The organism is Cupriavidus taiwanensis (assembly GCF_900250075.1).
GTDB classification, from domain to species: Bacteria; Pseudomonadota; Gammaproteobacteria; order Burkholderiales; family Burkholderiaceae; genus Cupriavidus; species Cupriavidus taiwanensis_C.
Genome location: NZ_LT977071.1, coordinates 2,686,213 through 2,700,063 on the forward strand (window position 1 = coordinate 2,686,213; position 13,851 = coordinate 2,700,063).

12 protein-coding genes and 1 pseudogene are annotated in these 13,851 nt (G+C 64.0%); 6 read left to right on the forward strand and 7 right to left on the reverse strand.

What is annotated here, in order from left to right; all coding sequences use genetic code 11:
- The first annotated feature begins 73 nt into the window (after nt 1-73).
- Complete coding sequence (locus CBM2588_RS28380; protein WP_115683558.1) at nt 74-1,096, forward strand: LacI family DNA-binding transcriptional regulator; 1,023 nt, start codon at nt 74-76, stop codon at nt 1,094-1,096.
- Between the two features lie 151 nt (nt 1,097-1,247).
- Here CBM2588_RS28380 and CBM2588_RS28385 read toward each other — a convergent pair whose 3' ends face one another.
- From CBM2588_RS28385 to CBM2588_RS28405, 5 genes are all read right to left on the reverse strand, one after another.
- Nucleotides 1,248-2,222 carry a Bug family tripartite tricarboxylate transporter substrate binding protein gene (locus tag CBM2588_RS28385; RefSeq protein WP_115683559.1) on the reverse strand — a complete coding sequence of 325 codons (975 nt, stop codon included), beginning with the start codon at nt 2,220-2,222 and terminating at the stop codon, nt 1,248-1,250.
- A gap of 23 nt (nt 2,223-2,245) precedes the next feature.
- Entirely contained in the window at nt 2,246-3,931 is a 1,686-nt protein-coding gene (locus CBM2588_RS28390; protein ID WP_115683560.1) for a dihydroxy-acid dehydratase, read from the reverse strand.
- Entirely contained in the window at nt 3,928-5,262 is a 1,335-nt protein-coding gene (locus tag CBM2588_RS28395; RefSeq protein WP_115683561.1) for an FAD-dependent oxidoreductase, read from the reverse strand. Before CBM2588_RS28395 ends, CBM2588_RS28390 begins: the two co-directional genes overlap by 4 nt.
- 104 nt (nt 5,263-5,366) lie before the next feature.
- On the reverse strand, nt 5,367-6,374 hold the full coding sequence (locus tag CBM2588_RS28400) for a LacI family DNA-binding transcriptional regulator (protein WP_115683562.1): 1,008 nt from the start codon (nt 6,372-6,374) through the stop codon (nt 5,367-5,369).
- 196 nt (nt 6,375-6,570) lie between these two features.
- The gene (locus tag CBM2588_RS28405; RefSeq protein ID WP_018008210.1) at nt 6,571-7,446 is read right to left on the reverse strand and encodes a LysR substrate-binding domain-containing protein; all 876 of its coding nucleotides are present in this window, start codon (nt 7,444-7,446) and stop codon (nt 6,571-6,573) included.
- A 131-nt stretch (nt 7,447-7,577) separates the two neighbouring features.
- Here CBM2588_RS28405 and argH point away from each other — a divergent pair, with 131 nt between their 5' ends.
- Nucleotides 7,578-9,083 carry an argininosuccinate lyase gene (argH, locus tag CBM2588_RS28410; RefSeq protein ID WP_115683563.1) on the forward strand — a complete coding sequence of 502 codons (1,506 nt, stop codon included), beginning with the start codon at nt 7,578-7,580 and terminating at the stop codon, nt 9,081-9,083.
- Between the two features lie 61 nt (nt 9,084-9,144).
- Nucleotides 9,145-10,113 (forward strand): Bug family tripartite tricarboxylate transporter substrate binding protein, encoded by a 969-nt coding sequence (locus tag CBM2588_RS28415; protein ID WP_115683564.1) that lies wholly within the window; start codon nt 9,145-9,147, stop codon nt 10,111-10,113.
- Nucleotides 10,114-10,328: 215 nt separating this feature from the next.
- Here CBM2588_RS28415 and nfsB read toward each other — a convergent pair whose 3' ends face one another.
- On the reverse strand, nt 10,329-10,982 hold the full coding sequence (gene nfsB, locus CBM2588_RS28420; protein ID WP_115683565.1) for an oxygen-insensitive NAD(P)H nitroreductase: 654 nt from the start codon (nt 10,980-10,982) through the stop codon (nt 10,329-10,331).
- A 159-nt stretch (nt 10,983-11,141) separates the two neighbouring features.
- Here nfsB and CBM2588_RS28425 point away from each other — a divergent pair, with 159 nt between their 5' ends.
- The 3 genes and pseudogenes from CBM2588_RS28425 to CBM2588_RS28435 all read left to right on the forward strand — a co-directional run.
- The gene (locus CBM2588_RS28425) at nt 11,142-12,056 is read left to right on the forward strand and encodes a LysR family transcriptional regulator (RefSeq protein WP_115683566.1); all 915 of its coding nucleotides are present in this window, start codon (nt 11,142-11,144) and stop codon (nt 12,054-12,056) included.
- Between the two features lie 165 nt (nt 12,057-12,221).
- Nucleotides 12,222-12,455, forward strand: a complete 234-nt coding sequence (locus CBM2588_RS28430; RefSeq protein ID WP_115683567.1) for a hypothetical protein — start codon at nt 12,222-12,224, stop codon at nt 12,453-12,455.
- A gap of 214 nt (nt 12,456-12,669) precedes the next feature.
- Nucleotides 12,670-12,828 (forward strand): annotated as a pseudogene (locus CBM2588_RS28435) (amino acid ABC transporter ATP-binding protein); the annotation flags it as partial.
- A gap of 53 nt (nt 12,829-12,881) precedes the next feature.
- Here CBM2588_RS28435 and CBM2588_RS28440 read toward each other — a convergent pair.
- Nucleotides 12,882-13,805 carry a LysR family transcriptional regulator gene (locus tag CBM2588_RS28440; protein WP_115683568.1) on the reverse strand — a complete coding sequence of 308 codons (924 nt, stop codon included), beginning with the start codon at nt 13,803-13,805 and terminating at the stop codon, nt 12,882-12,884.
- Between the last annotated feature and the right edge of the window lie 46 nt (nt 13,806-13,851).

The window sequence follows — 13,851 nt, forward strand, 5'->3', positions numbered from 1 at the left end:
CCAGGGCATCCTTGGACGGGCTCATCCTTCACTTCAACCTTGCTCTTCCCTTCGCTTTCGAGGCATGCCGAATATGGTCAACGTGAAACAGGTCGCTCTCCTTGCCGGCGTGTCTTCCGCCACCGTATCGCGCGCGTTGTCGGCACCTGAACTGCTGCGGCCTGAGACGCTGAAGCGCGTGCAGGAAGCGATTGCCAGCCTCGACTACGTGCCTTTTGCCGCTGCCCGGATCCTGCGTTCGGGACGGACCATGTCCATCGGCATCATCGCCCCGACGCTGATGAACGAACTGTACGCCAGAGCCGTGGACAGCCTGGAGAAGCAGCTCGAAGCGCTCGGCTATACCGTTCTTCTGACGTGCCATCGCGACAACAGCGAAATCGAGTTGCGCTGCGCGCGGGAAATGCTGGAGCGGCGCGTGGACGGCATCGCCATCATCGGCTCGCAGCACCACCCCGACGTCTTCTCGCTGATCCATAAGCACAATGTCCCCTATGTGCTGATGTGGGCAACGGATCGCGAAGGCAGCCATCCGACGGTTGGCTACGACAACCGGCTCGCGATGCGGCGGCTGACCGCCTATCTGGTAAACCTTGGGCACCGGGAATTCGCCGTCCTCCCGGGGCCGCTGCACACCCAGCACCTGTCGGTCCAGCGGCTCGAAGGCGTCAAGGACGTGCTCAGCGAACATGGCATTGCACTGCGCGAGGAACTGGTCCTGCCCACGCCCTATGAGGTCGAGCCGGCGCGCGCCGCGGCGCGCGCCTGCCTGACCAGTCCACATCGGCCTACCGCGCTGATCTGCATAAACGACTTCATCGCGGTCGCCGCCATCGCAGAGTGCCGCGCCCTGGGCCGGTCCATTCCGGACGATATCTCTGTGACCGGTTTCGGGGACTGGCAGGTCGCCGAACTTATCACGCCGACCCTGACAACCATGCGGTCGAATCCCGTGCGTATCGGGGAACTGACCGCGCGGAACATTATTGCGCAGATAGAAGGCGGGGCACGGCGGGACGATCTGCAGGACGAATTCGAGCCGGAGCTGATCGCTCGGGAAAGTACTGCTGCGGTGAAAATCATAGCGGCGCCTTAGTCCCGTGCGGGCGCGGAAAACAGCGCCCCAAATCGTAGAGGGGACTTTGGGCTTGCCGCTTTGCCGATGTCCCGTACAGCGCGACGGGACAAACGCAATCGGCCCTTGAGACCAGACCAGGTCTCAAGGGCCGTTCGCATTCCGGGCTGGCTTATTCAGCGACCACCTTTGCCGACTTCGCGACAGCGCCCCACTTGTCGGTTTCGCTCTTGATATAGCGGGCAAACTCGTCAGGCCTGGTTGCCACCACTTCGGCACCAAGCGTCGCCAACTGGCTCTTCACTTCCGGCATGGCAAGCACCTTCATCAGGGCGGCACTCAGTTGCTTGATGATTTCCGGCGAAGTTCCGGCGGGTGCAACGAGACCGCCCCACGAAGAGGCGTCGAATCCCTTAAGCACGGATTCATCGATTGTCGGTGCATCGGGGAACGCCGGCACGCGCTTCTTACTTGCCACAGCGATGAGCTTGAGCTTTCCTCCAGTCACGAAAGGACGCGCAGCAACGGCCGTAGTGAACATCATGGACACCTGCCCGGCCATCACATCGGTCAGAGCCGGGCCATCGCCCTTATAGGGCACGTGCATCATGTCCGTCTTCAGCCCAGCGTTGAACATCTCGCCAACCAGGTGATTGGAGGAGCCATTGCCGGCCGACGCAAAGGTGTACTTACCCGGATTGGCCTTGACTTCTGCCACCAGCCCCTTGATATCCGCCGCCTTGACCTTCGGTCCGGCCACCAGCACGATCGGCACCGTGGTGGTTTGCCCGATTGGGGCGAAGCTCTTGTTGACGTCGTAGCCGAGGTTCGGGTAGATCGACTGGCTGATCGCATTCGGGCCGACGTTCGCCATCAGCAGCGTATAGCCATCTGCCGGCGACTTGGCCACCATCTCAGCCGCGATATTTCCGTTTGCGCCGGGCCGGTTCTCGACCACAAAGGTGGCACCGGTGACTTCCTTCAGCTTCTCGCCCAGCACCCGCGCGGTCGTATCGGATGCGCCACCCGGCGGGTATGGCACAACAATGCGCACAGGCTTATCCGGGTAGGCTGCCATGGCGATGCCTGACGCCAAGGCCGAAGCCGCGATGGCCGCACGACACGCAGTTTTGATCAATGCATTCATGATGTGTCTCCTCCAAGTCTGGTTTATCGAGGATGGATGGGAATCAGTACCGCGCCCCTGGCGAGCGGCTTCACCGTCTTGCTGTAGATGTTCAGCCAGCCTTGCTCCGCAGCCCCCTGGATGGGTGCTGCGTCGACCCGACGCGAAGCCATCTCCTTCTCGTCGACAAGCAAGTTGATCTGCCGTCCGGGAATGTCGATCTCGATCTCGTCGCCATCCTTGACAAGAGCCAAGGGGCCACCGGCTGCGGCTTCGGGGCACACCTGACCGACCGCGACCCCGCGGTTCAAGCCAGATAGCTGGCCATCGGTCACCACGGCGACCTTGCCGTTGAAGCCCGCGCCTTCGACGGCTGCGACGAATGACGACGCCAAGGCCACGCCTGGACCGCCAATCGGCCCCATGCCACGCAGGCACGCTACGGTCCCCGCCGTGATACGTCCCTCCGCCAACGCCGCGATAGCTTCCTCCTGAGAATGAAACACCATCGCTTTGCCACGAAAGCTTTCCGCCTTCTCGCCGGCATTGCCGAGCTTGAGAATGCTACCCTCGGGTGCAAGTGATCCCTTCAGGATGACCAGCGACGGCTTGGTAGAGACGGGGTTGTCCAACGTGCGCAGGATCGACGGCGAAGGCGCCTCGTAATCGTCGAGAATTGCCTGCCACGTCTTGCCGGAGACCGTCAGGCACTCCTGCTCGATCATAGAGGTTAGACGCTTGATCGTCGCAAGGGTGCCACCCGCCGCTTCAAGCTCTTCCGTACGGTGCGGACCGTTGGGCTTGACGGTCGCAAGCAAGGGCACCTCGCGGCCAAGCCGGTCAAAGAGATCGTAGAGATCCACATCCGTTCCGGCTTCCTCCGCAACACCTTGCAGGTGGCGCAGCACGTTGATCGACGTCGACAGTGCCAATGCGACGCGCACGGCGTTCCGGAAGGCCGCCGGCGTCAGAATGCTGCGAGGCGTCAGACCTTCATTGACCATCTCGACAATGCGTGCGCCGGCGGCTCGGGCCTGGTCGACCATCGCCGGAGAGTTGGCCAGGACCGGACTGGCACCTGGCAGCGTCAGACCCAATGCCTCGCAGACGATGTGCATGGAGTTGGCAGTCCCAAGACCCGCGCACACACCGGGACTGCGCACGGCGCGCTTGCACATGCCGTCCAGGTCCTCGAAGGAGAGTTGACCGGTCACGTGCATGCCGACCTTCTCGAACACATCTTCGATGTCCACATGCTCGCCCTTGTACTGACCACTGGCCTGATAGCCGCAAATCACCACCAGTGTCGGAATGTCTAGCCGCGCAGCGGCCATCATTTGTCCGGGCGTCGTCTTGTCGCAGGAAGCCAGGCAGACCATGCCGTCGAGTTGTGCGCCCTCGACCTGCACCTCGATGTCGTTCACGATCAGATCGCGGGACGGGAGGATGTAGCGGCCCTGCTTGCCTGCGCTGGTAATGAAGTCGCTGGGGGCGGCGGTGCGGACCTCGAAGGGTACGCCCCCTGCCTCGCGGATCGCCGCCTTCACGTGGGCGGATACGCCATCGAGGTGACTGAAGCAGCTCGACAGCTCCGACGAGGTGTTGACTACGGCGATCTTCGGCTTGTCCAGATCGGCATCGCTCAGTCCCAGGGCTTGCCACTGGGCCTTGCGCAGTGCCCAACGGGTCGTACCCGGGGCGAAATTGCTACGGTATTTCGGGGAATTCATTGCAAGGCTCCAAGGAAGGCACCATTGTTTTCCAGCACATGCTGGATATCGGACGCCGGCACACGGTGAACGCTGATGCCCCGTGCCGCTGCCGTTGCAGCGGTATGCCCGGCCGCTTCGCCCATGGCGAAGCATTGCGCGGTGACTCTGATCGAGGCCTGCGCGCCATGAGTGGCCGATGCACAACGGCCAGCCACCATCAGGTTGTCGAAGCCTTCCAGCAGGAGCGAACGCAGGGGAATCTGGAAGTACGTGCCGGGCGGCAACCAGATCCATTTGGTCGCCCTGCCCGCAGCATGGTCCTCCATTGGCCATGCACAGCACCCGATGGCATCGTCGAAGCGCGCTCCTTCGAGAACATCCTTGTCAGTGAGGACGTAGCTACCGACGGTACGCCGACTTTCACGGATCCCGATCACCGCGCCCGTATCCATGACGAAGGCCGACTCGAATCCCGGCACGTACTTTCGGAATGCCTTCAGGTATGTGCAGACTTGTTGCCGCCCCGCAATCTCTGCCCGTGACATGACACTAAGGTCGAACGGGTTGGGCGATTTGCCGTCCACCGCCACTTTCGTGATGTTCAGATGCGCAAGCCCTGGCCGTTCGGCAAATATGCCGCCTGCGGTGCGAGGAAGGTCGTAGCCGTCGGCGACAGCCCGCTCAAGCCTTTCGCGAAGAGCCGGACGGCTCAAGCGGGCCAGCGAGTCGGTGTCTACGCCGCCGAACCGCACCATGGTGGTAGGAAACTGAAGATCGCCTTCCGAAATTTCGAAAGGCGCGCCGGCGAAGTTCACCAGGTCGGCATCGCCAGAGCAGTCCACGAACGACTTTGCCCGGATGGCGAGTCGCCCTTCCTTGGTCTCGATCAGCACGGCGTCCAGTTCGCGCGCTTTCATCGCGACCCCAACCACCAGTGCATGAAACAAGACCTCGACCTTTGCTTCCTGGACGAGTTGATCGAGGGCGACCTTCATGGCGAACAGGTCATAAGGCAGCGAAGCTGTCTCGAGCCATCGAGTCGTTTCCCCGAGGCCGTCAAGTGACCGCAGTCGCTCGATGACTTCGTTGCAGAACCCACCCACAATCTGCTGTATCTCTGTATCGGTGACCGCGTAGAGCCCACAGATGCTGCCCAGGCTCACCGAGGTCAGGGTGCCGCCTAAAAAGCCTTCGCGCTCAAGAAGCAGTACCTTGGCACCCGTCCGCGCCGCGGCAATCGCGGCGGCCACCCCGGCAGCGCCACCTCCAACGACGCAGATGTCTGCAGTGCGAAACACGGATGTAGACCGAGCTGGCTCGGACACCGCACCCAATGAATACGTAGTCATTCTATCCTCAAAAAAATGCGTGATGCCGGCTCCGCCCGCCAATCACGCTTCCCAGCTAGTTTGGTTACGTAGTCATTATAGGCGCAATCGGAAAACTGCCAAGCTCAGGATGTTGTGCGTCGCAATACGAGATCATTAGGGAGCACAAAGGTGTACGGGGCCAGGTCCGGCGTAGTCATACGACGCTGGAGCCGGTCTACCACCTGCTCGACCATGGCAGGCAAGGGCTGCTGGACAGTGCTCAAGCTGATGCACTCCCACCTCGCCATGGGAATATCGTCATAGCCGACGATCCAGAGGTCGCCCGGGACTTGCTTGCCACTGCGACGGGCGGCATCCAGCACACCGATCGCAACAATGTCATTGGTGCAGAACACTGCATCGACATCAGGTCGTTCAGCGAGCAGTGTCTGCATTGCCCGAAAGCCATACTCGTAGCTAAAGTCGGCGGCATCGGCCCGCACAAAGGCGTTCCCCTGGCTCAACGCGCCAAGCCCTTCCATGAAGCCTCGCTCGCGTTCGCGGATCGTGCTTGCCTTGGAACTCTTGCTGGACGCGGCCGAGATCAAGCCAATGCACTTTCTGCCCGCGGACACGAAATAGTCTGCAACCCGGCGGCCGCCGGCATAGTTGTCGCTCACGATGGTGTCGAACAAGTCGGTTCCGACAGAGCGATGGATCAGGATGATCGGCTTCTCGGCCGCGACTCGGGCCAGCATCTCCCTGGATTCATCCAGCGCGGCGGCAAAGATGACGCCATCGGTAGCGCTTTCGGCGAGCGCACGCACCGTTGCCTCGTCCATCTTTCCTTCGAGCTCCCAGACCGTTGTGCGGAAGCCCCGACTAGCGAGCCGATCAACCAATAGTTGGAGCAGCATCGGGTACAACGGGTTAGACAGGCTCGCGATCACCACCGCAACCGTCCCGCTGCGACGCGTCTTCATCTGTCGAGCCGCCGCACTGGGCGAATACTCGTAGTCCTGTATGACCTTCAAGACCCGCGCCTTGGTCTCCGGCTTCACCGACGGCAAATCCTGAAGCACACGGGAGACGGTGGTTTGTGAAACCCCTGCCAGGTTGGCTATGTCGATGCTGGTAAGCCGCTTGCTCATGGTGAGGTAGGAACTGCACACATTGCTGTCAATGCCCCGGATTCTAAACGAACCCTTCGAGGCCGCCCCGACACCGGAAGTGCCGCTGGTCCACAGGCCATTTTCACAATGAACTCATGGCGGATCCGGCCCCCACGCACTGGCGATACTGCCATGTACGGGAACGAACGGAGCCATCCCTCCAGCAGTTTTCAGCCTAGCCGGTAACTTTCCGCAAGCACGCCAGGAACCATTGCGCCAGCGCCGGCACCGGCCGCTGCGGATTGAACAGGATGTGGCTCTCGAAAGCGATCACCGGCTCGAACGGGATCGCCTTGACACCCGCCGGCTTCAGGCTGCGCACCACCAGCGGGTTGACCACGCTGACCCCCAGGCCCATGCCCACCATCGTGCAGATGGTGGCGGCGTAAGGGGTCTCCAGGGTCAGCACGCGCCGGTCTGCCGGCACGAACGCGGCGTCGACCGTGGCGCGGGTGCCGTCGCCATGCGTGAGCGAGATAAAGCGCTCGCCATCGAGGTCGCTGGCGTGCAGGCGGCGCTTGCGCGCGAGCCGGTGCGTCGCTGGCACGATGCACACGCCGTCCTCGCGGCGCAGCAACTCGCTGCGGATGCCGGTGGTTTCGGCCAGGTACGACACCAGCCCGATATCGCAGAAGCGCGCCGCGGTCCATTTGGCCACCGTGGGCGAATCATTGGTATGCACGGCGATCGGCACGTCCGGATAGCGCTCGCGGAAGGCCAGGATTGCCTGCGGCATCACGCTCATCGCGATCGACGGCACGGTGCCGATGCGCAGCGTGCCCACGCCGGATTCACGGATCGACCGGGCCGACGCGCGCAGGCTGTCGAGGCCGACGAAGGAGCGTTCGACATCGAGAAACAAGGCTTCGGCTTCGTCCGTCGGCGCGAGCCGGTTGCCGACGCGCTCGAACAGCCGGAAGCCCGCCTCGCGTTCCAGTTGCCCGATCACGCGGCTGATGTTGGGCTGCGAGGTATGCAGCTGCGCGGCGGCTTCGGTCATCGAGCGCGTCAGCATGACGGCGCGGAACGCTTCGATCTGCTTGTAGTTCATGGCTGGCGACGGTTGGGGGCAGCGGCTTCCACGCAGCATATCAAATCCGTATGGGCATGACGGAAATACTGATTTGACGATATATGCGACGGATTTCCATACTGGCTCCATCGTTTCGGAGATCACACAGCATGGAATCCAAAGTCAGCCGACGCCTGACCCAGCCCACCGCCGCCGAGGTATGCGAGCACATCTACCTGCCCCGCCTGATGCGCGAATTCGGCAGCGGCTTTCGCTACCTGACCGATATCAACCAGGCCCACCTGCTGATGCTGCATGGCACCGGGCTGGTCCCGGCTGACGTGGCCGCGGTGCTGGCGCAGTCACTGCTGCGCATCGAAGCGGAGGGGCCTGCCGCCGTGCCGCTGGATCCCGCGCGCGAGGACGCCTACTTCAACTACGAAGCCCACCTGATGCAGATGGCCGGTGCCGACGCCGGCGGCAGGCTGCATGTCGCGCGCAGCCGCAACGACATCCTGGCCACGCATGACCGGCTGCGTGCACGCGACCTGGCGCTGGATATCCTGGAAGCGATGCTTGCAATGCGCACGACGGCGCTGGAGCGTGCCGACGCCCATGCCGCGGTGGTGATGCCCGGCTATACGCACCTGCAGGCGGCCCAGCCGATCACTTATGGCTACTACCTTGCCGGCTTTGCCGAGTCGCTCGGCCGCGATATCGCGCGCATGGAGCAGGCGCTGGCGCGCCTGGATGCCTGCCCGCTCGGCGCCGGCGCGCTGGCCGGCACCGCCTTTGCGATCGACCGCGCGGCGACGGCGCACTGGCTGGGCTTCTCCACCCATGCGCCGAATTCGCTCGACGCCGTGGCCTCGCGCGACTTTGCCTGGGAGATGCTGGCGGCGATCACCGTGGGTGCGGTCAGCTGGGGCCGCGTGGCGCAGGACCTGTATGTCTGGGCCACGCCCGAGTTCGGCCTGATCGACTTCCCGGACAGCGTCGCCGGCACCTCCAGCATCATGCCGCAGAAGAAGAACCCGGTGGTGCTGGAATACCTGAAGGGCAAGGGCGGCCACATGCTCGGCCTGCTGACCGGCGCGCTCGCGGCGCTCAAGGGCAGCCATTTCACGCACTCGGGCGACGGCAACCGCGAGAGCATGCGCGGCTTCTGGGAGGCCGGCGACGAATGCCTGCGCTGCCTGTCCCTGCTGCGGCTGGTGATCGCCAACGCCACGCCGCAACGTGCCGGCATGCTGGCGCGCGCGCGCCGCGATTTCTCCACCGCGACCGACCTGGCCGATGCGCTGGTGCGCGAAGCCGGCATGTCGTTTCGCCAGGCGCATCACATCGTCGGTGCCGTGGTGCGCGACGCGCTCGACCAGCACCTGCCCGCCGACGAGATCAGCGCCGACATGGTCGATGCCGCCGCGATGCGCGTCGCCGGCCGCGCGGCCGGGCTGGATGCCGCCGCGGTCGCCCGCTGCCTCGACCCCGAACAGGGCGTTGCCGCGCGCATGGCCGCTGGCGGACCCGCGCCGGTACTGGTGCGCGCCAACATCGCCGCCCAGCGCGCCGCCACGCACCACGCCCGCGAATCCCTTGACGCCACCCGGGCCCGCCTCGACGCCGCGCGCGCGGCGCTGAAGCGCTCGGTCAACCACCTTGCATCACAAAGCTGAGCCGCGCCGCGCATCGCAGCCGGCATTGCCCTTATCCTTGTCCCACGGAGACCCTGCCCCCATGAAAACCATTGCACATGCCCTGGCTGCCACCTGTCTGACGCTGGCGACGAGCCTGGCCACGGCCGGCCCCTACCCCGACAAACCCATCCGCATGGTGGTGCCCTTCCCGCCCGGCGGCACCACCGACCTGCTCGGCCGCGTACTGGCCACCCGCTTGTCCGAAACCCTCGGCCAGCAGGTGGTGGTGGACAACCGGCCGGGCGCCGGCGGCACCATCGGCTCGGACCTCGTAGCCAAGGCGCCGGCCGACGGCTACACGCTGATGTTCGGCACGGTGGGCACGCAATCGATCAACGCCACCCTCTACCGGAAGCTGCCGTTCGATCCGCAGAAGGATTTCTCGCCGGTGGCGCTGTTCGCCGGCGTGCCCAACATCCTGGTGGTCAATCCGAACGTGCCGGCCAGGAACGTGCGCGAGCTGGTCAGCTATGCCAAGGCCAACCCTGGCAAGCTCAATATGGGCTCGGCCGGCAACGGCACCACCAACCATCTGTCCGGCGAACTGTTCAAGTCGATGGCGGGCGTCGAGATCGTGCACGTGCCGTACAAGGGCAGCGGCCCGGCGATGGCCGACCTGCTTGCCAACCAGGTGCAACTGATGTTCGACAACCTGCCGGGCTCGCTGCCGCATGTGAAGGCCGGCCGCCTGCGCGCACTGGCCGTGACCAGCGCCACGCGCTCGCCGGCGCTGCCCGACGTGCCGACCATGGCCGAGGCGGGCATTGCGGGCTATGAAGCCGACGTCTGGTTCGGCGTGGTGGGTCCGCGAGGGCTGCCGCCCGAGGTATCCACGCGCTTGTCGCAGGAAATCACGCGCATCGCGCAAGACAAGGCGATGCGGGACAAGCTGGTGCAGGCCGGGGCCGCGCCGCTGACTTCGACGCCGGAGCAGTTCTCGGTGCTGATCCGCCGCGATACGGACAAGTGGGCGAAGCTGGTGCGGACGTCGGGGGCGAGTGTGGATTGACGGGGACTGGTGGCGCTGGGTTGCCGGCGCCGGGCCTCATTCCTATATGCCGCGTGGATGATCTTGCCTCCACCATGCGAACTTCCCGCCATTATCTTTCCAATATCAACTCTGCCCGCCGCTGGTGGGCCAGAAGCCCGCCAAGGACGTGACACCTGAAGTTCGATACCGGGCGCGGGCGCAGGCCCAACCAGGCAACGATGGCTGAATCCGCCTCAGATATTGGTGAACACTACCTCTTTCGGCAGACGCGACTTCGGCAGTCCGGCATTGAAGTCCTGTTCGCTGCGGCGGCCCAGCGACACCAGTACGACGCTGGTGAGGCCACGCTCGCGCAGATTGAGTGCCGCATCCAGCGCCGACGCGTCGAAGCCCTCCATCGGCGTCGCATCGATCCCCAGCATGCCTGCGCCCAGCAGCAGACCACCAAGGGCAAGATAGACCTGTTTCTCCATCCATTGCGGCACATCGCGCAGCGCATAGCGATGCAAGTCCACATACGAACGACGGGTCTTGTCCTGACCTTCGCGAGCGCCTTCGATCTTGAACCGGCCGTCGCTTTCCTCCTGCGCCAGGATGGCGCGAAGATGCGCTTCGTCCAGGTCGGCACGCATGCACAGGGCGATCACGTGCGAGGCATCGACGATCTTCGGATGGTTGTAGGAAAACGTGCCAGTGGCCGCCTTGGCGATCGTCTCGCGCCCCTCGGGCGTCGACGCCACCACGAAGTGCCACGGCTGCGAGTTCACCGACGACGGGCTGTTGTGCAGCCAGGCGAGCAGCATGTCGACCTGTTCCTGGGGCAAGGTCTTGCCGCCTTCGTAAGCCTTGACGGTATGGCGGGAAAGTACGGCGTCAGTGAAATTCATGTTCTGCTCCAGTTCATGGTTCGGGAAACAAGGGAATTCGTTCAACTGCGACTGCGTGTCGTCCGGCCGGGGCGGCCCGGACTCGTTTGGCATTTTCGTCGCTGCGGCGCTGTCGAAAAACTGGGAGAATCCGGGAAGACTTTCACTATCAGAGTGAAAATGATCAGACTCGACGATCTGCAACTGTTTTTGCGAACCGCAGCGCTTGGCAGCTTCTCGAACGCCGCTCGCGAGGCCGACCTGCTACCGGGGCAGGTCAGCGCCGCCATCCAGCGCCTGGAGAAAGAGCTCGACATCCGGCTGTTCGCACGGTCCACTCGCAGCCTGCGGCTCACTGCCGAGGGCGAGCAGTACCTGCCGTATGCGGACGAGGCGCTGGCCAAGCTCAAGGAAGGCCGGGACCGCCTGCACGGCGAACAGCATGCATTACAGGGCACGCTGAAGATCGCCGCCCCGTCCGACCTTGGCCGCAATATCCTGCTGCCGCTGCTGACCGCGTTCCGGGAATCCCACCCGAAACTTGTGCTCCGGCTGTCCCTGTCCGACCAGGTCTCCGACGTCTTTCGCGACCCGGTGGACATCGCCTTCCGGTATGGCATGAACGAAGGCGCCACCTATGTCGCCCTGCCGCTCGCGCCCGACAATCGCCGCGTGCTGGTGGCGTCTCCGGACTACCTTCGGCGCCACGGCCGGCCCGCATCACTCGACGACTTGCTCGCGCACCAGTGCTTGCCCTATGTGTTGGGCGGCCGGGTCCATGACCGTTGGAGCTTTCCGAGCGCCGGCACGCGGCGGCAGATCACCGTCAAGGGCACGCTGATGTGCGACGACGCGGAAATCGCGCGGCGCTGGGCACTGGATGGACGCGGCATCGCTTACAAGTCCTGGCTCGACGTCTGCGATGACGTCGAAGAAGGCCGGCTGGAACTGCTGTTGCCTGATCAGCCTGGCGAGCCGGCGCCCCTCAACCTGGTCTGCCCGCATCGCCGTCAGTTCTCGCCCGCCGTCAGATACCTGCATGCCGCGCTGCTCGACCCACTGATGGCCATGAGCGCACGCAGGCGTGAACTGTAGCGATATCTGACCGAGCCCCATCGTGGTGAAGCATTGGCGTCAGCTATCTGGAGCAGCACTATTCCCCGTCCCCGGCATGACGCAGATCTGAAGAGGTTGCGGTAGCTCGAGGCACGAATCTTGCACAACCTTGGAAACCTTGCGACCATACAAAGGAGACGGATCATGATGAGCGAATCCGACTTTCGGCAACGGGTGAGGGAAACTCTTGTAGCCGACGTCCCGGTCGATGTGCGCAGGGCTTGGAGCGAAGCAGAACTGCGGACCTGGTGGGCGACCGTCTCTAGCGAAGATAGCGCGCTGGGCGCTTACCGCCCGCACGGTGATTCACCGCTAATCGAGCACGTCATAGAGATCTGCGAAGACCTGTTAGGCCCAGAGGCAAAGCAGACGTCCTAAATCTGCATCCGTCAGCCGCTACTTCAACAGCTGACGCGTCGGCCTCCCAACCCCACCTCATTCAGTCTTTGCCTTCTGAGTTCGGTCGACTTGCCCGGTTGGAAGCGGCCCAGCGCTTTCGCAAACCTTGCGTCGTCGCTTTCAGCCGTCTCATCGCTTCCAGCGAGGCGAGGAAACGTCGACCGGATTCAGACCCAGATCATCTCGAAGGCAGCTGATGGTGACGCACGAAATGCGCTTCGCGCGCGAGGTGTGCGACCGCGTAGTCTTCATGCATCAGGGCAAGGTCCACGAAACCGGCGCGCCCGATGCAGTGTTCGGCCGGCCACAGACGCACGAACTGCAGCAGTTCCTGGGAATGGTTGAGGCTTGACCTGCCGCGCAAACGCCAAGGGACTAATGGCGTGGGTATGCAGTCGCTCGACCTCAGCCTTGCTCCGGGCTAGCTGCCCACTCGTCCCAATACGGCGGACTTCCGATCGCCGCCCGCACGCATTCCGCAAAGGCGCGCAACCGCGCCGACACGCGGCGCCCTTCAGGATGGGCAATGTAGATGGCTTCCTGCTCCGCCTGCAAGCCGATCTCGATCACCGCCAGCGCGCCGCGCCGGATGGCCTCGCCAACGATAAAGGTAGGCAGCAGCGCGATCCCTACGCCGGCTTCGGCGGCGTCACGCATCATGTCGCCGTTGTTGACGCGCAGCGCGATGTGGGCACGGACGATCTCAATGCCGCTGGAGCCTTGCAGGCGCCAGTCGGCGGCGCCGCGATTGGCATAGTAGATGCCGCGGTGCCGCTTCAGCTCTTCCAGGGTGGCCGGGATGCCCATTTGGGCGAGATAGCCGGGTGACGCCACCAGCAGCCGACGACTGGGCGCCAATTGCCATGCCACCAGCCGTGAACTCTCCAGCGGTCCGTGCCGAACCACGGCGTCGTAGCTGTCGGTGGCGGCGTCGACGCGGCGGTCATCGAGATCGAGCGTCAGTTCCAATTCCGGGTGCTGCGCCACGAAGGGATAGAGTGCCGGCCCCAGGTGCATGCGGCCGAACGTGACAGGCGCGGAAATGCGCAGCGTCCCGGCCAGGCTGCCGCGCCGCTCGGCAACGTCGGTGACTGCTGCCTCCACCTCGCTCAGGATGCGGCTGGCGCGCTCCGCGAAAGCGGCGCCGTCATCGGTCAGCGTCAGGCGGCGCGTGGTGCGGCGCAGCAGGTTTGCGCCCACGGCTTTCTCGAGCTCGGCCAGGCGCTCGCTGACGACGGACTTGGAGAGGTTCAGGCGCCGGGCGGCCTCGCTGATGGAGCCTGCCTCGACCACGGCGGCAAAGCTCGCGACGCCTTCGAGCTTGATCATTGTTCTGGAAATCCGGAAAGTTGTTCCTTGAATTGCAGTCTAGTGC

What these genes read in the sequence shown, in the direction of transcription:
- nfsB (WP_115683565.1), bottom strand. Translation starts at nt 10,982, where the DNA reads ATGAATTTCACTGACGCCGTACTTTCCCGCCATACCGTCAAGGCTTAC.
- CBM2588_RS28425 (WP_115683566.1), top strand. Translation starts at nt 11,142, where the DNA reads ATGATCAGACTCGACGATCTGCAACTGTTTTTGCGAACCGCAGCGCTT.
- CBM2588_RS28385 (WP_115683559.1), bottom strand. Translation starts at nt 2,222, where the DNA reads ATGAATGCATTGATCAAAACTGCGTGTCGTGCGGCCATCGCGGCTTCG.
- CBM2588_RS28390 (WP_115683560.1), bottom strand. Translation starts at nt 3,931, where the DNA reads ATGAATTCCCCGAAATACCGTAGCAATTTCGCCCCGGGTACGACCCGT.
- CBM2588_RS28405 (WP_018008210.1), bottom strand. Translation starts at nt 7,446, where the DNA reads ATGAACTACAAGCAGATCGAAGCGTTCCGCGCCGTCATGCTGACGCGC.
- CBM2588_RS28440 (WP_115683568.1), bottom strand. Translation starts at nt 13,805, where the DNA reads ATGATCAAGCTCGAAGGCGTCGCGAGCTTTGCCGCCGTGGTCGAGGCA.
- CBM2588_RS28415 (WP_115683564.1), top strand. Translation starts at nt 9,145, where the DNA reads ATGAAAACCATTGCACATGCCCTGGCTGCCACCTGTCTGACGCTGGCG.
- CBM2588_RS28430 (WP_115683567.1), top strand. Translation starts at nt 12,222, where the DNA reads ATGATGAGCGAATCCGACTTTCGGCAACGGGTGAGGGAAACTCTTGTA.
- CBM2588_RS28400 (WP_115683562.1), bottom strand. Translation starts at nt 6,374, where the DNA reads ATGAGCAAGCGGCTTACCAGCATCGACATAGCCAACCTGGCAGGGGTT.
- argH (WP_115683563.1), top strand. Translation starts at nt 7,578, where the DNA reads ATGGAATCCAAAGTCAGCCGACGCCTGACCCAGCCCACCGCCGCCGAG.
- CBM2588_RS28380 (WP_115683558.1), top strand. Translation starts at nt 74, where the DNA reads ATGGTCAACGTGAAACAGGTCGCTCTCCTTGCCGGCGTGTCTTCCGCC.
- CBM2588_RS28395 (WP_115683561.1), bottom strand. Translation starts at nt 5,262, where the DNA reads ATGACTACGTATTCATTGGGTGCGGTGTCCGAGCCAGCTCGGTCTACA.